The 18,260-nt window shown below is 70.7% G+C and carries 19 protein-coding genes; 6 read left to right on the top strand and 13 right to left on the bottom strand.

Translation table 11 applies throughout. The features are described from left to right. From K338_RS0112985 to K338_RS25855, 4 genes are all read right to left on the bottom strand, one after another. A partial coding sequence (locus tag K338_RS0112985) for a cytochrome c oxidase subunit I (protein WP_022918603.1) occupies positions 1–1,102 on the bottom strand: 1,102 nt, incomplete at its 3' end. Between the two features lie 126 nt (positions 1,103–1,228). Further along, positions 1,229–2,170: a DMT family transporter gene (locus K338_RS22570; RefSeq protein ID WP_022918602.1), complete on the bottom strand. Its 942-nt coding sequence runs from the start codon at positions 2,168–2,170 to the stop codon at positions 1,229–1,231. Continuing rightward, the gene (locus K338_RS0112975) at positions 2,167–2,742 is read right to left on the bottom strand and encodes a TetR/AcrR family transcriptional regulator (protein ID WP_022918601.1); all 576 of its coding nucleotides are present in this window, start codon (positions 2,740–2,742) and stop codon (positions 2,167–2,169) included. Before K338_RS0112975 ends, K338_RS22570 begins: the two co-directional genes overlap by 4 nt. Before the next feature lie 87 nt (positions 2,743–2,829). Beyond that, positions 2,830–3,159, bottom strand: coding sequence for an FAD-dependent oxidoreductase (locus K338_RS25855; protein ID WP_022918600.1), 330 nt, complete (start codon positions 3,157–3,159; stop codon positions 2,830–2,832). A gap of 58 nt (positions 3,160–3,217) precedes the next feature. Here K338_RS25855 and lnt point away from each other — a divergent pair, with 58 nt between their 5' ends. Beyond that, positions 3,218–4,780: an apolipoprotein N-acyltransferase gene (lnt, locus tag K338_RS0112965; RefSeq protein ID WP_022918599.1), complete on the top strand. Its 1,563-nt coding sequence runs from the start codon at positions 3,218–3,220 to the stop codon at positions 4,778–4,780. Positions 4,781–4,820: 40 nt separating this feature from the next. Here lnt and K338_RS26440 read toward each other — a convergent pair whose 3' ends face one another. Genes K338_RS26440 through K338_RS0112950 form a run of 3 tightly spaced genes read right to left on the bottom strand, consistent with a single transcriptional unit; the run spans position 4,821 to position 7,704 of the window. Beyond that, positions 4,821–6,059, bottom strand: a complete 1,239-nt coding sequence (locus K338_RS26440) for a hypothetical protein (RefSeq protein ID WP_157612408.1) — start codon at positions 6,057–6,059, stop codon at positions 4,821–4,823. Next, positions 6,059–6,952, bottom strand: coding sequence for a cytochrome c biogenesis CcdA family protein (locus tag K338_RS0112955; RefSeq protein ID WP_022918597.1), 894 nt, complete (start codon positions 6,950–6,952; stop codon positions 6,059–6,061). Before K338_RS0112955 ends, K338_RS26440 begins: the two co-directional genes overlap by 1 nt. Next, positions 6,952–7,704 (bottom strand): DsbA family protein, encoded by a 753-nt coding sequence (locus K338_RS0112950; protein WP_022918596.1) that lies wholly within the window; start codon positions 7,702–7,704, stop codon positions 6,952–6,954. The genes K338_RS0112955 and K338_RS0112950 overlap by 1 nt, the downstream gene beginning before the upstream one ends. A gap of 69 nt (positions 7,705–7,773) precedes the next feature. On the opposite strand from K338_RS0112950, the gene K338_RS22565 reads away from it, so the two are divergent. From K338_RS22565 to K338_RS0112935, 3 genes are read left to right on the top strand one after another with little or no spacing between them, the layout of a single operon-like run. Then, positions 7,774–8,322 carry a hypothetical protein gene (locus K338_RS22565; RefSeq protein WP_022918595.1) on the top strand — a complete coding sequence of 183 codons (549 nt, stop codon included), beginning with the start codon at positions 7,774–7,776 and terminating at the stop codon, positions 8,320–8,322. Continuing rightward, the gene (locus K338_RS0112940) at positions 8,319–8,729 is read left to right on the top strand and encodes a BlaI/MecI/CopY family transcriptional regulator (RefSeq protein ID WP_022918594.1); all 411 of its coding nucleotides are present in this window, start codon (positions 8,319–8,321) and stop codon (positions 8,727–8,729) included. Before K338_RS22565 ends, K338_RS0112940 begins: the two co-directional genes overlap by 4 nt. Further along, positions 8,726–9,697 carry a M56 family metallopeptidase gene (locus K338_RS0112935; protein ID WP_022918593.1) on the top strand — a complete coding sequence of 324 codons (972 nt, stop codon included), beginning with the start codon at positions 8,726–8,728 and terminating at the stop codon, positions 9,695–9,697. Before K338_RS0112940 ends, K338_RS0112935 begins: the two co-directional genes overlap by 4 nt. A 40-nt stretch (positions 9,698–9,737) precedes the next feature. Here the strand turns inward: K338_RS0112935 and K338_RS22560 are convergent, their stop codons facing one another. Beyond that, entirely contained in the window at positions 9,738–11,531 is a 1,794-nt protein-coding gene (locus K338_RS22560; protein WP_022918592.1) for a serine/threonine-protein kinase, read from the bottom strand. Positions 11,532–11,617: 86 nt separating this feature from the next. Here K338_RS22560 and K338_RS0112925 point away from each other — a divergent pair, with 86 nt between their 5' ends. Next, on the top strand, positions 11,618–12,454 hold the full coding sequence (locus K338_RS0112925; RefSeq protein ID WP_022918591.1) for a hypothetical protein: 837 nt from the start codon (positions 11,618–11,620) through the stop codon (positions 12,452–12,454). 49 nt (positions 12,455–12,503) lie between these two features. Here K338_RS0112925 and K338_RS22555 read toward each other — a convergent pair whose 3' ends face one another. Genes K338_RS22555 through K338_RS0112900 form a run of 5 tightly spaced genes read right to left on the bottom strand, consistent with a single transcriptional unit; the run spans position 12,504 to position 16,959 of the window. Further along, positions 12,504–13,055, bottom strand: a complete 552-nt coding sequence (locus tag K338_RS22555; RefSeq protein ID WP_040653881.1) for a GNAT family N-acetyltransferase — start codon at positions 13,053–13,055, stop codon at positions 12,504–12,506. Positions 13,056–13,089: 34 nt separating this feature from the next. Further along, the gene (locus K338_RS0112915; RefSeq protein ID WP_022918589.1) at positions 13,090–13,764 is read right to left on the bottom strand and encodes a response regulator; all 675 of its coding nucleotides are present in this window, start codon (positions 13,762–13,764) and stop codon (positions 13,090–13,092) included. Further along, entirely contained in the window at positions 13,764–15,128 is a 1,365-nt protein-coding gene (locus K338_RS22550) for a sensor histidine kinase (RefSeq protein WP_022918588.1), read from the bottom strand. Before K338_RS22550 ends, K338_RS0112915 begins: the two co-directional genes overlap by 1 nt. Before the next feature lie 50 nt (positions 15,129–15,178). Further along, positions 15,179–16,030: an ABC transporter permease subunit gene (locus K338_RS0112905; RefSeq protein WP_022918587.1), complete on the bottom strand. Its 852-nt coding sequence runs from the start codon at positions 16,028–16,030 to the stop codon at positions 15,179–15,181. Continuing rightward, positions 16,027–16,959: an ABC transporter ATP-binding protein gene (locus tag K338_RS0112900; RefSeq protein ID WP_022918586.1), complete on the bottom strand. Its 933-nt coding sequence runs from the start codon at positions 16,957–16,959 to the stop codon at positions 16,027–16,029. The genes K338_RS0112905 and K338_RS0112900 overlap by 4 nt, the downstream gene beginning before the upstream one ends. 356 nt (positions 16,960–17,315) lie before the next feature. Here K338_RS0112900 and K338_RS0112895 point away from each other — a divergent pair, with 356 nt between their 5' ends. Next, complete coding sequence (locus K338_RS0112895) at positions 17,316–18,215, top strand: Bax inhibitor-1/YccA family protein (RefSeq protein WP_022918585.1); 900 nt, start codon at positions 17,316–17,318, stop codon at positions 18,213–18,215. Positions 18,216–18,260: the final 45 nt, after the last annotated feature.

The following is an 18,260-nucleotide window of genomic DNA, read 5'->3' as shown; positions in this document are numbered from 1 at the left end:
TGGACCACAGCATCGGCGACTGGAAGGTGAGCTTCCCGCGCCACATGGTGCCCACCCAGTTGAAGAACTTCACCCCGGTCGGCACCGCGATCAGCATCGTCATCACCGAGAAGAACGGCAGCAGCACCTGGCCGGTGGCGAACATGTGGTGCGCCCACACCGTGGTGGACAGCCCGGCGATGGAGATGGTGGCGATCACCAGCCCCAGGTAGCCGAACACCGGCTTGCGGGAGAACACCGGCAAGATCTCGGTGATGATGCCGAAGAACGGCAGCGCGATGATGTACACCTCGGGGTGGCCGAAGAACCAGAACAGGTGCTGCCAGAGCATCACCCCACCGTTCTCCGGGGCGAACACCTGAGAGCCGAGGATCCGGTCCGCGGCCAGTCCGAACAGCGCCGAGGCCAGCACCGGGAACGCCATCAGCACCAGCACCGCGGTGAGCAGGACGTTCCAGGTGAAGATCGGCATCCGGAACATCGTCATCCCCGGCATGCGCATGCACACGATCGTGGTGATGAAGTTGACCGCCCCGAAGATGGTGCCGAACCCGGACATGATCAGGCCCACGACCCACAGGTCCCCACCGGTGCCCGCAGTGAACGTCGCATCGGAGAGCGGGGCGTACCCCGTCCAGCCGAAGCTGGCCGCACCGCGCGGGGTGAGGAAACCAGCCAGCGTGATCAGCCCGCCGAACAGGAACAGCCAGTAGGCAAACATGTTCAGCCGCGGGAAGGCCACGTCCGGTGCCCCGATCTGCAGCGGCACCAGCACGTTGCCGAAGCCGATGAACAGCGGGGTGGCGAACAGCAGCAGCATGATCGTGCCGTGCATCGTGAACAGCTGGTTGTACTGCTCGGCACTGTTGACGATCTGCACGCCCGGCTCGAACAGCTCCGCCCGGATCAGCACGGCGAACACACCCGCCAGGCAGAAGAACAGGAACGAGGTGATCAGGTACAGGTAGCCGACGACCTTGTGGTCGGTGGTGGTGACCCAGGAGACCACGGTCTTGCCTAGCGACCGGTGCTCCTCGCCCAGCCCTGGCAGGGTGGGCTGCTCAGCTGTCGCCCCCGGCGTGGACTTGTCCTGGATCGCCATCGTCCGCTCCTCGACATCGCCGGGTCACCGCCACACCAGTGAGGTACCCAGAGCTGGGAGCGGTAAACCTCTGCCCCACCCCGTCTCTGCTGCGATGGCCACGAGCCGGGGCCAGCGCCCATCCGGCTACGCCTGGCCGGCGTCCTGCAGTGCGGGCTGCCCGCGCGGGCTCCGGCGTGGTCGGTGCACTGCCAGCAGCACCAGCGCCGCGGCGACCAGCACCATGCCGGCCCACCCCAGCCAGGGCAGCCGCTCGCCGACCACCAGCACGGCCAGCACCGTGGCCACCGCTGGTTCGGCGAGGGTGATCGTGGTGGCCGTGGCCGCCGGCACGCGAGCCAGCCCGAACCCGAACAGCAGGTAGCCGGCGAACATCGGCACGACGGCCATGTACCCGGCCACCAGGGTGGCCTGCCCGTTCGCCAGCAGCGGAGCGCCGGTGAGCAGCAGCACGGGCACCAGCAGCGCCCCGCCGGCCCCGAACACCGCCCCCATTGCGGCGGCCCGGCTCACCCCGGCCCCGATCAGCTGGCCCACTGCCCAGGAGTAGGTGGCATAGGTGCTGCCGGCGACCAGACCGAGCAGCACACCGGCCACGACGGCCGGTGCCGTGCGTCCCGAGGCGACAGGTGCGGACGCCGCTGCCAGGCACAGCACCGTGCTCCCGGCGATGCCGAGCGCAGCGGCCAGCGCCCATGGCCGGCCCAGCGGACGCCGCTGCACGAAGTGCTGCAGGAGGCCGGAGGCGAGCGGCGCCGAGGCCAACGAGACCACCGAGCCGATCGCCACCCCGGCCAGGTGCATCGAGGAGTAGAACGCCAGCGGGTAGACCCCGACCGCTCCCGCACCGACAGCGACCAGCCGTGCGTGCGCGCGCAGGCCGGTCCGGGCCGCACGCAGCGCCGGGACGGCGATCACCGCCTGCGCCAGCCCACCCAGGCCGAGCGCCGCTGCCCCGATCGCCAGCGGCCCGGCCTCCGGGGCGAACGTCGCAGCGGTGCCGGTCGTGCCCCACAGCACGGCCGTGATGATGATCGCCAGCACGCCGACGCGGTAGCCGTGGATCATCTGCGGCTGACCAGGGCCGCAGCGATCTGCCGCGCGCGGACGAGACGCTCGTCGCTGCACTCCAGCCCGGCCCGGACCATCGCACCTTCCAGCAGGAACGCCAGGTGCTCGGCCATGCCCTGCGGGTCGGTGGCGCCCGCTTCGGTCAGGTGGGTGGCCAGCAACGCTTCTACCTGCTCCTTGTGCCGGCGCACAGCCTCCCGCCCAGGGGCACCGGTCGGCAGCTCGGCAGCGGCGTTCAGCAGGCCGCACCCTCGGAAGCCGCGGGGGTAGGGGAGGCGTGCGTGGTCCAGGTAGGCGTCGACGACGGCGAGCACCCGTTGCTCAGGTGCGCTCGCCTGGGCCAGGCGGTGGGAGTAGAGGTCCAGCCACTCGGCGTGCCGGGTCTCGAGGTAGGCGAGCACGAGCTCGTCCTTGGAGGCAAAGTTGTTGTACAGGCTCTTCTTCGCCACCCCGGCCGCAGCGGTGATGGCATCGATACCGGTGGCTGTCGTGCCGCTGGCGTAGAACAGCTGACCGGCGGCGTCCAGCAACTTCTCGCGTGCCGGGGTAGGCCGGCTCCTCGTCGTCATCAGCGCCTCCTCGAGTAGGTAGACCAGTCTACCTACTGCCGCGGTGCTGCCGCTGTGCCGACGCCGGTGACCGGTGCACCTGCTCGCTCAGGGCAGGTCGACTGCGCGTGCAGCGGCCAGGCCGGCCCGGATCACCCCCTCGACGTGCCCGGCGTAGGCGGTAGCTGTCTCGGTGGACGCCCAGTGCACCCGGTCGTGGACCGGGCGCTGATACTCCGGCGCCCCGAACGTCGCCGAGCTGCGTGCCCCGGCGCGCCGCGGTTGGGTGCACGGCTCCCGGCTCCAGTCCACCACGTGCACAGAGCTCACCTCCCGGCCGCGGTGGCCGAACAGGCGGACCAGCTGGTCGGTGAACAGCGTCGCCACCCGGTCGTCGCCGGCGCCGGCGAGCGTGGCGGCCGGCGCGAAGCCGAACACCGCGGCCGGGATACCGCCTGGGCCGCAGTGGTCGGATAGTAATGAGGAAAGAGGTGCGATGAGCCGAGCTCCTCGTCTCCGCCTCCGCTGGGCGGTGCTGGCTGCTGCCGGGGCCGGGTTCCTGCTCGACGCCGCTTTCCCGGCGCTGGGGTGGTGGCCGCTCGCCTTTCCCGCGATCATGCTCGTGCTGCTGTCCTTGGTCGGCCGACGGTTCTGGTCCGCAGTGCTCGTCGGCGGTGTCTTCGGGCTGGCGTTCTACCTCCCGCACGTGTCCTGGGCCGGGCAGTTCCTCGGCGACCATCCACTCGCCTGGGTGCCCTGGGTGGCCTTGGCCGGAGCGGAGGCGATGTTGGGGGCCCTGCTGGCGCCGATGATCACCCTGGCCTACCGCTGGGCGCCACGGTGGCGGGAAACTGCGGCGGTCCGCCTGGTCGTCCTGCCTGGCCTGGTCGCCGGTGCGTGGACGACCCGTGAGCTGATCCTCAGCGCCTGGCCCTACGGCGGCTTCCCGTGGGGGCGGTTGGCGATGAGCCAGGCGGACAGCCCGATCGCACCGGTCGCCTCATGGACCGGTGTGACGGGTCTGGGACTGCTGATGGTCCTGCTGTGCGCCGCAGTGCTGGAGGCGGTGGGCTGGTGGCATCGCAGCACGCGCCGACAGCAAGCCAGCAGGGGTCGACCCACCCAGGCGACTGCGGCGTTGGGCGCCGTGCTGGTGCTGGTCGTCGTCGCGCTCACCGTGCCAGCCTTCCCGACCAGTCCCGCTGGCAGCCTTCGGGTCGGTGCGGTGCAGGGGGACGGTCCGGCGGCCTATGTGGACCGCGCTGGCCCGCTCGCCGTCCTGGAGTCGCAGCTGGTGGCATCGGAGCCGCTGCAGCGCGAGTCGCTGGACCTGGTGCTCTGGCCCGAGGGCAGCGTCGACCGTGACCCGATCACCGACCCGGAGACCGCGGACCTCCTCGATGCCGCTGTCCGACAGTACGGTGCGCCGATCCTGATGAACGCCGCCTCGGCCTCAGGCGGGAGCATCTACAACACCTCGTTCCTGTGGACCGAGCGCGGCCCGGTCGCCAGCCACGCCAAGCACCATCCGGTGCCGTTCGGCGAGTACGTCCCGCACCGCTGGTTCTACGAGGCGATCGCCCCCGACCTGGTCAACCTGCTGGAGCGGGAGTATGCCCACGGCACCGACCCGCCGTTGCTGGAGGTCGACGGCGGGCAGGTCGGCCTGGCGATCTGCTTCGACGTCGCCTTCGACGACGTCCTCCTGGCGGCGATCCGCAGCCAGGCGCAGGTGTTCATGTTCCAGACGAACAACGCGGACTTCCGGGGCACCGACGAGAACCTGCAACAGCTGGACATCGCCCGGATGCGCGCGATCGAGACCGGACGCAGCGTGCTCAACCTGTCCACGACCGGCACCAGCCAGGCCTTCGCCCCCGACGGCAGCGTGCTCGCGGCGCTCCCAGCCGACCAGCCAGGGTTGATCGTCGTCGAGGTCGAGCTCCGCGACGGGCGCACCCCGGGTACTGTGCTCAGCCCCTGGTTGCGCTGGTTCCTGCCGCTAGGCACTGTGACCGCACTGGCCGGCCTGGGCATCGCCGCTCGGCTCGGCCGGTAGCCGCACGAGGGCCCTGAGGCCGCGATGGTCAGCGCCGGGATCAGGAGTCCTCGCCGGTGGTGGGAGCCTCCTCGTCAGCGCCGGGGTCGGCGGGCCGGGTGGTGGCGAGCACGGCTGCCTCCCCTGCGGAGAGCAGCACGGCGCCGGTGGGAGCGATGAGCTCCGGGATCGCGAGCTCGCCGGAGTCCATCGGGTCATAGGCGGTCGCGACCTCCCCGGTGAGCACGTTGTGCACGCGGATCTCGCCGTCGTCGACCAGGTAGACCAGCGCACCACCCACGGACTGGATCTCCGCCTCTGGCCCGGTGCCTGCCGACCAGAGGTCCGCACCGTCGGCGTCGACGCCGCGCAGGCCCTGCTCCTCCAGCAGCACCACGGTGCCGGTCGCCGCATCGGTGGCCGCGTCCCGGATGCCCTCGGCGAGCACCGCGCCGTCGGCGAGGCTGACCAGCACGTGCCCGTCGGTGCCGACATCCAGCAGGGCCACCGCCGCTCCGGGACGGGTGCCCGCGGCCGCGGCGACCTCCTCGGCCGACCAGCCCTGCTCGGTCAGCGGCACCTGCCAGCGCACCTCCAGGTCCTCCCCGCCGGTGGCTGCCAGCGCGGTCAGCTGGGTGTCATCGACGGTGAGCACGGTGCCGCCGTACTCGCCGACGACCCGGTCGTCGTCGGGTACCGGGAGCGGCTCGCCGGTATCCGCGTCCAGCGCCACGGCACCGGTCGGCTGCCCGAACTGGGCCGGCATCTCTGCGAAGACGAGCCCTGGGCCCAGGTGCGGTCCCGGAACGTCGACCGGCCCCCACACAGGCTCACCGGTGTGCAGGCCGTACCCGCTGACCGTCGTGGACACCCCCTCCGAGGAGCCCTCCAGGTCGGCCAGCACGGCCACGTCCTGGTCGTCGCTGGTGGAGGTCAGCACGAACCCGGTGCAGCTGGGTGGCCGCTCGGCCCACCAGAGCATCGTCCCCTCGGCGTCGACCGTGCGGAACTCCAGCGCCGCCTCCGACTCCGCCGGCGCGACGAACACACCGCCCAGCTCCTGGACCGACTCGGCCGGCCAGGGTGGGTCCACCAGGGCGCGCTGGTCGACCTGGTAGGGCAGCCACAGGTCCTCCGCCATGGCTTCGGGGAGCCGATCCCCATCCGGTTGCGGCTCCCGTTGCAGATCGAGCTGCTCGGCCGGTGTGCCGGACTCGGTCTGCTCCGGCGGCGCGGAGCAGGCCGCCAGCACCGTAGCGAGCGCCGCCATCCCGGCGACGGCTGCCCAGCGGCGCCGCATCACCGGCTGCCCCTTCCCTCGGTCCTGCCGGCCCGCTCCGGCGCACCACGGGACTGCTCCGCCGTCGGTCGCCGGGTCCGGCCCCGGCGCGCCCACACGGCCAGGATCGCTCCGGCCGCGACCACGATCACCACGATGTCGACCACTGGCCCGCTGAGCAGTGCGCTACGTTCCTGCAGCCACATCTGCACACCGGTCGGCACCAGGGCCGGTGCGGTGAGGAGCCCGTTCGTGGCCCAGAACAGCACCCCGACCCCGATCAGCAGCAGCCCGGTGACCACCGAGGTGGTGTGCAGCTGCCGGCCGAGCACGGTGAACGTGCGACCACGCAGCCTGCTCCGCGCCCGGTCGCTCATCCGGGTCCAGGCCCAGGCGAGGCCCAGCAGCGGTACCACCATCCCGGCTGCGTACACGGCCAGCAGCGCGCCCGCGAGCAGCAGGTCGCCCTGCGCGGCAGCCAGCGTGAGCACCGCCCCGAGGATCGGGCCGGAGCAGAACCCGGCCAGGCCGCTGGCCGCACCCAGGAGCAGGGTCTTGGTCAGCCCGGTCCGCCGTGCCGCGCGGTCGTGCAGTCCGCTCGCGCCCGGCACCAGCCGGGACGCATCGAACCCGAAGCCGAGCAGCTGCAGCACACCGAAGCCGATCAGCAGCAGAGAGGAGACCACCACGATCGCCGTGCGGTAGGTGACGAAGAAGGCGCCCACCGCACCTGCGCCCAGGCCGAGCGGCACCAGCACCAGGAACAGCCCGACGTAGAAGACTGCCCCGTGCATGCCCAGCCGGAGACCGCCGCCCACGGACGAGGCGAAGAACGCGGGGAGCAGCAGCGCGCCGCACGGGCTGAGCAGTGCCAGCACGCCGCCGAGGAACGCCGCGATCAGGCCGACCTCCATCAGCCTGCCTCCGTCAGCGCCTGCTCGTAGGCGGAGACGAACACGTCCGTGGGCTGGGCGCCGAGGATCGGCTCGCCGCCGATCAGGAATGCGGGGGTGTTGTACACCCCGAGGCTGTACCCGACCTCAGCGTTCTCCTCCACTGCGGTGGTGGTCTCCTCCGAGCCCAGGTCGGTGGTGAACTGGTCGACGTCCAGCCCCAGCTCCGCCGCGAGATCCACCAGGCTGCCCTCGCTCAGACCGCTGCCCGAGCGCGTCTCGCCCCCGGCGAACAAGGCATCGTGGTAGGCGGAGAACTCCCCCTGCTGTGCGGCGGCGTAGGCGGCGCGGGAAGCGCGCTCCGAGTCCTCTCCGTACACCTGCACGTCCCGCCACTCGATCCGCAGGTCACCGGCCTCGACATAGGGGAGCAGCGCAGGCAGGGTGTCGGCGTTCCAGCTCGCGCAGAACGGGCACTGATAGTCGGAGAAGACCACCAGGGTCACCGGGGCCTCCACCGGTCCAGCGGCGAGCGGGTCGTCCGGATCTCGGCGCTCCACCATGGTCAGGTCTGGTTCGTCCGGATTGTCGACGGCGGTGGGCGCCTCGCCGCTGTCCTCGCCGCTGTCGGCGGTGCTGGCCGCCTCCTCGAACGTGCGGGGCGAGGAGCCCTCACCGCTGCGCAGGGCCAGCACCAGGACGATCAGTGCGATCGCCACTCCGCTGACCAGGATGGGCAGGAGGAGGGAACGGCGTTCGGGCTTGTCGGTCATGAGACCTCCACAGAACGACTATGAATGATAGTAACTATGGGCCATAGTAGAACATGGCATACTGGTTCGATGACCGCTCCTGACCGACCTGATGCCCTTGACCGCTCGCCGGTCCGTGCCGGACGGCCCACCTTCGGGCAGGTGGTGCTCGCGTTACGCAGCTGGACCCGCAAGCAGGTGCTGACCGCAGCAGTGGCGACCGTGGTGATCGCGCTGCTGATGGGGGTGGCCACTGTGCTCATCCCGAACTCCTTGTTCATGCGGGACATCCCGCCGGTGTGGTGGGACTACCCCGTCTGGCTGCTCACCTCGCTGCTCGCCGGCATGCTGGTCGGCACCTACGTGCGTACCGAGGAAGAAGAGGAGAAGGAGGACCGGCGCAGCAGCCGGTTCGGCGTCATCGGTGCCGTGCTGGGCTGGTTCGCCGTCGGCTGCCCGGTGTGCAACAAGATTGCGCTGATCGCTCTGGGCTACACCGGCGCACTGACCTGGTTCGCGCCGTTCCAGCCCGTGCTGGCCGCGGGTGCGCTGCTGCTCACCGGTCTGGCGCTGTACTGGCGGCTGCGCGGGCAGGTGGCCTGCCCGGTCGCGCCGCGCACGGCGCAGGTGGCCCGATGAGCGCCGGGCCCGGGCGGCCAGCTGGGTCCGCCGGCTATGGCCCTGAGCCGCCGCGCCTGGGTGCCCTGGAGGCGAAGGTGATGGACGCGCTCTGGGACGAGGCCGGTCTGAGCGTCCGGGAGCTGATCGAGCGTCTCGGCGGTACGTCCGCCTACACCACGATCGCAACAGTGCTGTCCAACCTCAGCCGCAAGGAGCTGGTGGTGGCCGAGCGGTCGGGACACTCCACCCGGTACCACCCGGCGCTGACCAGGGCGGAGCACACGGCTGCGGTGATGGGCCACGCCCTGGCTGCCAGCAAGGACCGGGAGGCTTCGATCCTGCACTTCGTAGAGACCATGCCGGCTGGCGATCTCGAGCTGCTCCGGGCCTACCTCGACCAGCACGAGCAGCGGGACCAGTCGTGACGGCGCTGCTGCTCGTGCTGCTGCTCGGCCTGGGGCTGGTCGCCGTGGGTGCCGGTGGGTCCTGGGTGGTGCGCCGGTCCGCACCGGTGCTGGTGCGGGTGCCGCGCCTGGCGGCCGGCCTGCTCCTGGCCACGGCCACGCTCTGGGTGCTCACCCTGCTCGCGCTGGGTCCGATGCTCTCCTGGGTGAACGACGGTCCGGCAGTGCTGACCGGTGCGGCGGGCGAGGTGTGCCAGCGCTGCCTCGCCTCGGCCAACCCGTTCGGGGGGACCACGATGACCACGGTCGTGCCTACGGTGGCGCTGCTCGGCATCCCGCTGCTCGGTGGTGTGGCGCTGGTGGCTGCCGGGGTGGCCGAGGCGCGCCGTCGCCGCCGCCGCACGAAAGCGGTCGCCGCCGGGATCACCGGGGTGCCCGCCACTGTGCTCGGGCACCAGGTGCTGCTGGTGCCCGACGACCGTGCGCAGGTGTTCGCCCTGCCCGCGCGGCACGGTGGCATCATCCTCTCCGAAGGCTGCCGCACCGCGCTGGCACCCGAGGAGCTCGCGGCCGTGCTCGCGCACGAGCAGGCACACCTGCGTCAGCACCACCACCTGATCACCTTGCTCACCGCCGCGCTCGTGCGCGGCCTGGGCTGGGTGCCCCTGCTGGCCGCGGTCCGCACCGCGCTGCCGCTGTACCTGGAGATCGCCGCCGACGACGCTGCGCGACGCAGCGTCGGCACGCCCGCGCTGGCGAGCGCTCTGCTGCGGCTGGGGAATCGGGAGGACTCGGCGCCCTTCGGCGGCAGCACCGCGGAGGCTCTGCACGCTGCCGGTCCGGACCGGATCCGGCACCTGGTCTGCCCACCGGAAGCGGGAGGGCGCGGGCCCGCTGTGGCAGTGGCAGCGCTGCTGGCCGGTCTGGCGGTCGTGAACGCGGCTGTCCACCTGCCGCTGCTGCTGGCCGCCTGGGACGGTTGCCTCTGAGGGGCCGGTGAGTCTGGCAGAGCGCTCCGGCACTGTCTGGTCAGGGCACGATCGAGACCAGCGCCAGCACACTCTCGCCGGCGGTGATCTCCAGGTCCGGGGTGCGGTTGGCGAAGTAGGCGCGCGGCGCCACGGCGAGCAGCACGGTGCCCGGCCGCAGGTCCGTCGCCGACTCCAGGTGCAGCTGGCTACGCAGGTCATCCACCGGGATGTAGACGTCCTCACCGACGATGTTGCTCGCCCACGGGTTCAGCGTGACCGCCTCACCTGGAGACCAGGTGGTCTCGTCGGTGGAGACTATGGCGACCGCATGTTCCCCGAGGGCGTCGCCGTCGCCGTGGTCGAGCACCCGCACCTGCAGGTCCTCAGGCAGCTCTAGCCCCTCAGGCACGCTGATCTCGTACGCCCCGGCACTGGTCTCGGTGATGGTGAGGTTGTCGATCTCCGCTCCGGTGAAGTGCGGGTCGCGGGCGACGTTGATCAACCAGCTTGCCCCGACCACCACACCCACCACCACGAACACCACGGCAGCGACGAGGCCCACGCGCTCTGCCCGCCGAGAGCGCTCCGAGCGTGCTGGCGCGGGCATCGGCCCCGGAGCCATGGACACCAGACCAGGGGGCTGCGGGACGGCGGCCGCCGGCGGCGGAAGCGTGCCTGGGGGAGGAGGCAGCGGCAGCCGCTCGGCCGGGACCGGCGGTGCCAGCTCGTCCCCCCTCAGCGTGAACTGGCTGGCCGCCTGCGGGGCCTCGGTGCTGGTCGGTGCGAGACCGGTCTGACCGGTCGGCAGCCAGGTCGCCTCCCCGGGCTGCGGCGCTGGGCTCACGGACACACCTGCCGTCGCTGCTCCCGCCCCGGGCGAGCTGCCTGAAGCTGGACCCGGACCGACCGAGGAGGCTCCGCCGTCCAGATCCTCCAGGTCTTCCACACCCGGCACCTCGACCGGAGTGACCTCCAGGCTCAGCTCGCGCTGCACCTGCTGCAGGGCGCGGGCCATCGCCAAGCAGCTGTCGAAGCGGCTGGCCGGGTCATAGGCCATCCCACGGCGCAACAGCTCCTGCAGCGACTCCGGGGCATCCGGACGCTGCATCTGCGCGATGAAACCGGTACGTATCCGAGCCCGGATCGCGGTCGCACCGTTCGGCCCGTCCGGCACCTCGCGCGGTGACCTGCCCTCGAGCAGGGAGTACAGCGTAGCCGCCAGGCTGAACCGGTCCGACCGGGTGTCTGCCACCGGCGGCGAGGCGAGGGACTCCGGTGCCGCCCACGGCAGGCTCATCCCGACCGTGGTGGAGTCCTCGATGCCTTCGGAGTACACCTGGGCGCGGGCCAGCGTGGCCTCCGGGAACTCCTCGTCGATGGTGGAGATGCCGAAGTCGGTGAGCACGGCTACGCCGTACTCGGTGAGCAGGATGTTGGACGGCTTCACGTCCCGGTGCACGATGCCCGCCCGGTGCGCCGACTCCAGGGCGCTGGCTAGCCGCACCCCCAGCCGCAACGTCCGCGGCACCGACAGCGGCGAGCTGCGGAACTCCTCGCCCAGGCTGCCGCCCGGGCAGTACTCCATCACCAGGTAGGGCTCACCTTCGTCGTCGACGTCAGCGGTGAAGATCGAGGCGATCGCAGTATGGCTGGACACCCGGGCCATCAGGTTCGCCTCCGCTGCGAACTGGGTGCGGCCCACCTCCTCGACGGCCTCGGTGCGCAGCACCTTGATCGCGACGTCCCGGCCCGGCATGTGCTGGCGGTACAGGTAGACGTCGGAGAACCCACCCCGACCGATCAGTCGCTGGAAGGTGAAGCCCTCGATGTCCGGGGGCACGTGCTCCGGCATCCACCCTCCTCTTCGCTCCGGGGTCATGGTCTACCATCAGGACCGACATGCTCAGGCTGCCACCGATCCTAGGGGGAAGGACGACGATGCCACGCCGCCGCCCCCGGACAGCGGCCCTGTTCGGTGCTGCCCTGCTCTCTGCCGCCCTCACCGGCTGCTCCATGCAGGCCTACCGGGCGTTGGACCCACCACCGGAGCCGGTGCCCTCGGTCGCCGCCCCCACGGCACAGCTGACCGAGATGCTCAGCGAGGTCGCGACGGCGTTCGGTACGCAGGAGCCGCGCGGCAACCAGCTGATCGACCCGGACTCCACAGTGCAGGTGGCAGTGGCCGACCTGCGGTCCCAGCTCCAGCTCAGCGACCAGGTGGCCGCGGTCGCAGCAGCATGGGCGCAGGACTGGGCGGACCGCGAGCCGGTGACCTCCGTGGCGGTGGAAGCCGGCGACGCAGAGGTGGTCGGTACCTGGCACGGTGACCCGCTGGCGCAGGTGACCATCGACGTGGCGGTGACCCAGGACCACGGACCGACCACGCAGCAGCAGTACGAGTACGTGCTCACCTGGGCCGACGGTACCCTGCAGTACCTCGCCCCGCTCGTCACATCCGACGGTGAGGTGGTCATCGACTCTGGTGTCGGCCTGGACTCGACCACCGGGTCGGTGCAGCGATACCTCGAGCTGGTGCGCCAGTCGCAGTGGTCGGCGCTGGCGCGGTTCTCCGACGGACAGAACACCGACCGTACCGAGCTGGAGGTGCTCCGGTCGGTGATCGAGGCGTCCCCTGACCTGACCTTGGTGGAGATGCCGGTGCCTGCTGACGACGGCACTCGCCGGGTCTACGCGGTCACCGCGATCAACCAGGTGGTGGCGCAGTTCAGCGTGGACACTACCGAGCGTCTCGTGGTCTTCCAGCGGACCGTGTGAGCCCATGGCGGCCGAGGGTGCCGACCCGTGGCCGCGCGAGGCCGGCTGGTCAGCGTGCAGGCTGGCCCAGCGGAGAGGTGCGCAGGTCGAGCACGAGCGTGGTGGCCTTCTCCTGCTCGGAGTACGTGGTGAACCCTAGCGAGGTGTAGAGGTCCTTGGCCGGGTTGCCATGCTCCACGCTCAGGCTGATCCGCTCGATACCCTGCTCGCGGGCCTTGGTCGCCAGCGAGCGGAGCAGCCCAGCGCCGATGCCGCGGCCCCGCTGGTGCGGGGCGACCGCCATGGCGAGCTCGGGCACGTCCTCGGCGACGAACCCGAAGCCGGGGTTACGGGCGGGGAACCGGCGCAGCCAGGCAGCGCCGATCGGGATCTGCAGCCCGCTCGGACCGGCGAGGTCGACGGCGATCAGGCCGAGGTCCCCCTCACGTTGCCAGCCGGCGACGTACAACGAGGTGGCCTTGTCCTTGAGCACCTGCTTGCGGGTGTAGCGCTCCTCACCGGACCAGTTCACACACTGCAGGAGCATGTCGACGAGGAACTCGGCGTCCTCCGGGCCGGCAGGCCGGACGCCGACGGGTCCCTGGCGGACCTGCTCAGCCAATTCATGCCCTTCCCGGTGCGCGTGCACCATGCGACTACGCGGGGCGGATCACTCCGGTCTCGTAGGCGTACACCACTGCCTGGACGCGGTCTCGCAACCCCAGTTTTGCCAGCACCTTACCCACATGAGTCTTTACTGTCGCCTCGGACACGTACAAGCGGGCGGCGATTTCTGAGTTCGACAGGCCCTCGGCGATCGCCAGGAGCACCTCGTGCTCGCGTGTGGTGAGGCCCGCGGCAGGCTCCGCGAGCGCTGCTGTGCTGCCCGCAGCAGCACTCTGCGCCGGCAGCCGGTCGGCGAACATCTCCAGCATCCTCCGCGTGATCCTGGGCGAAACCACGGCATCGCCGCTGTGCACGGTGCGGATCGCAGCGACCAGCTCGGTCGGCTCGGAGTCTTTCAGCTGGAACCCAGAGGCGCCGGCGCGCAGCCCGGAGAATGCGTACTCGTCCAGGTCGAAGGTGGTGAGGATTATCACTTTGCAGTCGGGCAGGTCCGTGGTGATCTGCGCGGTCGCTTCGATGCCGTTGGTACCCGGCATGCGCACGTCCATGAGCACCACGTCCGGATGCAGCTCGCGGGCCATGCGCACCGCGGTGGCTCCGTCCGCTGCCTCGCCGACCACGTGCAGGTCGTCCTCGGCCTCGAGGACCATCCGGAAACCGAGGCGCAGCAGCGACTGGTCGTCGACCAGCAGCACAGAGATCATCAGCTGCCTTCCTGGGCGTCGTCGGGAACGTTCAGACGTGCGGTCATCGTCCATCCGCCCCCGTCCGGTCCGGCCTCCACCGTGCCATCGTAGACGGCGGCACGTTGGCGCATCCCGACCAGCCCCTGGCCGCTGCCCGCCCGAGCGTCCGCTGGCCGGGTCGGTGGGTCGTTGCGCACCGTGATCGTGACCGTGCCGGGATCGCCGGTAACTCGACCGACCCGGCGGGTCACTGCCACCCCGATCCCGCTGGCGCCCGGGGCGTGCCGGAGCACGTTGGTCAACCCCTCCTGCACCACCCGGTAGGCGGTCAGCTGCAACCCGGTGTCCTCCGGCAGCGGCGGTCCGGTGTGGCTGTAGGCGACCTCCAGGCCGGCGGCGCGGAACCGGTCGATCAGGTCCTCCAGCGCGGGAGCACCGGGTTGCGGGCTGAGCGCCGCCTCGGCCTCGGTGGGCTCGGCCCGGAGCACGCCGAGGATGCGGCGCATGTCGGTCAGCGCCGAGCGACCGGTGCGGGACAGCTCGGTGAGTGCCGTGGCCGACCGGTCCGGGGTCTTCGCCAGGCTGGCCTGGGCACCGTCGGCCAGGGCGATCATCACCGACAGGCTGTGTGCCACGACGTCGTGCATCTCCCGGGCGATCCGAGCACGCTCGGAGGCCGCGGCGAGCAGCTCCCGCTGGTCGCGCTCCAGCCGGAACTGGTTCGCCTGGTCCACCAGCCGCTGGATCTGTTCCCGGCGGTTGCGCACGTTCAGCCCGATCGCCACGGCGATCAGCCAGATCACCAGCAGCGAGGCGATGTTGCTCACCAGGAACTGGGTGCGTCCCATCGGCGCCATGTCCACGACGCCGAGCACTGCCGGATCCGCCCACAGCACCAGGCCGAGAGTGTAGACGGCAGTCGCACCGGCCAGGCTGAGCCAGCCGGCCCGGGTCCCGCGCACGGTGACCACCGCATACAGGGTGAACGCGATCCCCAGGTCGACGTCCCCGATCGACCTGAGGAGCGCCATCCCGACGAGCCCGAGCACCAGCAGCAGGCCGAGCAGGATGATCGGGTACTTGCGGCGCCACATCAGCCCGGCTGCCGTGAGCAGGGTGAGGACCACCTGGGGCCAGCCGTAGCCCACCACAGAGCTGCTGAACACCGCCGGCAGCAGGAAGAAGAACACCACCACCAGGTCCATCACCCAGGGGTGGGCGCGCACGAACCGTCGGATAGGCCCGCGGCGGGCGAAGTCCTGCTCGACCGCTCGCGGCGGGGGAGGAGCAATGCCCGGGTGCGGGGTGCCGTCGCTCGCGACCTGAGCGGTAGGTGTCGGGGCGGTGCCCGGGTGCGCACCGCCGTCGTGCTGGGTGGGCACACCAGACGCCGGCGAGCTGCTGCTCGCCGGCGTCTGCCCTCCGTGTGTGCTCAGGCGTCCCTCCGGCGCAGGAGCACGGCAGCGGCCGCCATGATGACGACCACGTAGATGGCCAGCACCCCGAATCCCTCCCAGGGGGAGAGGTGCGGCCCGTCGGTGGCATAGGTGGTGATCATGCTGCCGGCGGACATCGGGAAGTACTCCGCGATGTCCTGGAACCACTCGACGGTGATGAACTGTCCCAACAGCGGCAGCATGAGCAACAGGCCGAGCACAGCGCTGATACCGGCGGCCGCGTGCCGCAGCAGCGCGCCGATGCCCAGGGCGAACAGCGCGATCATCGTCAGGTACAGCGGCACGCCGAGCAGCACCCGGATCGTCTCGCCGTCGCCGAGGTCCGGGACAGCGCCGTGCGGGTCGAGGATCGGCAGCGTGGCAGCGTAGGAGATGGCCACGCTCACCAGGCCGGTGACGAACGCCACCACGGCCACCAGCAGCGCCTTTGCCCACAGCACCGGCAGCCGGGTCGGCACAGCGGCGAGCGTGGAGCGGATCTGCCCGGTGGAGTACTCCCCGGTGATGGTCAGCACGCCCAGCACGGTGATCACGATCTGCCCGAAGATCCAGCCGAGGTTGAGCATCTCGGTGCCGTCGCGCGGACCGAAGTCGGGGACGCCGGCGTCGGCGGGGATCTCCCCGGAGGCGACCATGTCAGCCGTGGCGGCGAGGCTGATCGCACCGAGCAGCGCGATTCCGACCATCGCCAGGATGGTCACCCCGATGGTCCACGGTGTGGAGCGCACAGTGGTGAACTTGATCCACTCTGACCGCAGCACCCGGGCGAAGCTGAGGTGGGCGCTCTCCAGCGGGTCGGCGCGGTGGGAGGTGGCGGCGGCAGTCACTGCAGGGCTCCTTCGGAGTGGGCGACATCGGCGGAGTGGTACTCCACCTCGTCCGCGGTCAGGGTCATGAATGCGTCCTCCAGCGAGGCGCGCTGCGGGGTGAGCTCGTGCAGCACGATCCCAGCAGAGGCCGCCGCCTCGCCGATCTCCGGGGCGGTCAGGCCGGCGATGTCCAGCAGGGACTCCTCCACGGACGTGACGGTCACACCGTCGCGCTGCAGTCGAGCAGCCAGGTCGCTCGCCTGCGGGGAGCGCACGCGCACACTGGCGCGGGTGGAGGAGTCGATGATCTCCTGCACCGGGCCCTGGGTGAGGATCTTGCCTCGGCCGATCACGATCAGCTCGTCGGCGGTGATCGCCATCTCGCTCATCAGGTGGGAGGAGAGGAAGATCGTGCGCCCCTCGTCGGCCAGGTAGCGCACCAGCGTGCGCACCCACTTCACGCCCTCGGGGTCCAGACCGTTGACCGGCTCGTCCAGGATCAGTGTGCGTGGGTCGCCGAGCATCGCCGCAGCGATGCCCAGGCGCTGGCCCATACCCAGGGAGAACCCGCCCACCCGCTTACCGGCGACGGCGTGCAGGCCGGTCATCTCGATCACCTCGTCCACCCGTTTGCGGCTGATGCCGTGGGTGGCGGCCAGTCCGCGCAGGTGGTTGGTGGCGCTGCGGCCGGTGTGCACTGCCTTGGCCTCCAGCAACGCCCCGACCTCGCGAAGCGGAGCCGTGTGCTCGGCGAACGGCTTGCCGTTCACGGTGATGGTGCCACCGGTGGGGTGGTCCAGGCCGACCGCCATCCGCATCGTGGTCGACTTCCCGGCACCGTTCGGCCCCAGGAAGCCGGTGACCCGGCCGGGCTGGACAGTGAAGGACACGTTGTCGACGGCGAGCTTGTCGCCGTATCTCTTCGTCAGGCCTTGCGCCTCGATCATGGATCTGCTCGCTCTCTTCTCGCCGATCGTGTCCCACGCTATTGCGGTCGGCCGGGGCCGAACACCTGCTACGGGTGGATTCTGCGGCCGCGGCACCCTCGGCCCGGCGGGGGAGGACTCATCCTGAAGGTGGAGGTCCGATGCCGCAGGCAGCACCCGGGTGGGCCCGTGGGAACACCGGCGGCTGGTCAGTCGTTGCACCGGTAGACGCACCTGCTGTGGCGTCGACGGTCCAGACGGGGAGATATCCCCGCCGGGTCTGCTCGGGTCGCGCGGGTGATGCACATAGGATGGGGCTGTCGGAACGCCCCCGTCAGTCCGCGACCGCGGCCTGGCTGCCGCGACCAGGAGGCACGATGAGCAATCCGTACTTCAGCAACAGCAAGATCTTCGGCGAGCAACGAAGGCCCGCCAACCCGTACCCGAACCGTGCTCAGGCCCCGAACCAGGCGCAGGGCCCGTGGGGTCCGCAGCCGGGCGCCGGGCAGGCCACGGCACCAGCCCCGGGCTACGACCAGCAGTTCGCCGGTGTGGAGCAGTCCTTCTACGGCCCGTCAGCCGGCTCGATGCAGACCGGGCGGATGACGTATGACGACGTGATCATGAAGAGCGTCGGCGTGCTCGCCGTGGTGGTCGGCGTGGCTGTCGCCTCCTGGTTCATCGTGCCGGACGGGCTGAAGATGGGCGCGATGATCGTCGGGCTCATCGGTGGGTTCGTGCTCGGCTTGGTGAACGCGTTCAAGCGGGAGCCCAGCCCCGGTCTGATCCTCACCTATGCGGCGCTCGAGGGTGTGTTCCTTGGGATGATCTCGGGAGTCTTCGAGACGATCTTCTCCGGGATCGTGGTGCAGGCGGTGCTGGCGACGTTCATCACCTTCGGGGTGACGCTGGCGCTGTTCAAGTCCGGCAAGGTGCGGGTCACCCCGAAGTTCACCAAGGTCCTGATGATCGGCATGATCAGCTACGGCATCTTCTGCCTGATCAATCTGGGCATCATGTGGTTCACGCCGTACGGCGGAGCTTTCGGTGTGCGCAGCTACGAGATCATGGGGCTACCGATCGGTGTCGTGATCGGTCTGGTGGCCGTGGTGCTGGCCGCGATGAGCCTGATCATGGACTTCGACGCGATCCAGCGCGGTGTGCAGTCCGGCGCCCCGCGCAAGTACGCCTGGGCGGCGGCGTTCGGTCTCACCGTCACCCTGATCTGGCTGTACATCGAGTTCCTGCGCATCCTGGCCATCCTGCGCGGCGACTGACGGCCCGACTCATCGAAGCCTCCCAGCAGGGGCGTCCGGCACCAG

The sequence above is a fragment of the Ruania albidiflava DSM 18029 genome (assembly GCF_000421225.1).
Classification (GTDB): domain Bacteria; phylum Actinomycetota; class Actinomycetes; order Actinomycetales; family Beutenbergiaceae; genus Ruania; species Ruania albidiflava.
Note: the sequence above shows the minus strand (reverse complement) of the source record. Positions and strands in the feature narration are given on the sequence as shown.

Excerpts from the sequence above, each read along its gene's own strand:
- K338_RS0112915 (WP_022918589.1), bottom strand. The coding sequence starts at position 13,764 with ATGATCTCTGTGCTGCTGGTCGACGACCAGTCGCTGCTGCGCCTCGGT.
- K338_RS22570 (WP_022918602.1), bottom strand. The coding sequence starts at position 2,170 with ATGATCCACGGCTACCGCGTCGGCGTGCTGGCGATCATCATCACGGCC.
- K338_RS0112925 (WP_022918591.1), top strand. The coding sequence starts at position 11,618 with ATGCCACGCCGCCGCCCCCGGACAGCGGCCCTGTTCGGTGCTGCCCTG.
- K338_RS0112950 (WP_022918596.1), bottom strand. The coding sequence starts at position 7,704 with ATGACCGACAAGCCCGAACGCCGTTCCCTCCTCCTGCCCATCCTGGTC.
- K338_RS26440 (WP_157612408.1), bottom strand. The coding sequence starts at position 6,059 with ATGCGGCGCCGCTGGGCAGCCGTCGCCGGGATGGCGGCGCTCGCTACG.
- K338_RS0112975 (WP_022918601.1), bottom strand. The coding sequence starts at position 2,742 with ATGACGACGAGGAGCCGGCCTACCCCGGCACGCGAGAAGTTGCTGGAC.
- K338_RS0112955 (WP_022918597.1), bottom strand. The coding sequence starts at position 6,952 with ATGGAGGTCGGCCTGATCGCGGCGTTCCTCGGCGGCGTGCTGGCACTG.
- K338_RS22565 (WP_022918595.1), top strand. The coding sequence starts at position 7,774 with ATGACCGCTCCTGACCGACCTGATGCCCTTGACCGCTCGCCGGTCCGT.
- lnt (WP_022918599.1), top strand. The coding sequence starts at position 3,218 with ATGAGCCGAGCTCCTCGTCTCCGCCTCCGCTGGGCGGTGCTGGCTGCT.
- K338_RS0112900 (WP_022918586.1), bottom strand. The coding sequence starts at position 16,959 with ATGATCGAGGCGCAAGGCCTGACGAAGAGATACGGCGACAAGCTCGCC.
- K338_RS22560 (WP_022918592.1), bottom strand. The coding sequence starts at position 11,531 with ATGCCGGAGCACGTGCCCCCGGACATCGAGGGCTTCACCTTCCAGCGA.
- K338_RS0112940 (WP_022918594.1), top strand. The coding sequence starts at position 8,319 with ATGAGCGCCGGGCCCGGGCGGCCAGCTGGGTCCGCCGGCTATGGCCCT.
- K338_RS0112895 (WP_022918585.1), top strand. The coding sequence starts at position 17,316 with ATGAGCAATCCGTACTTCAGCAACAGCAAGATCTTCGGCGAGCAACGA.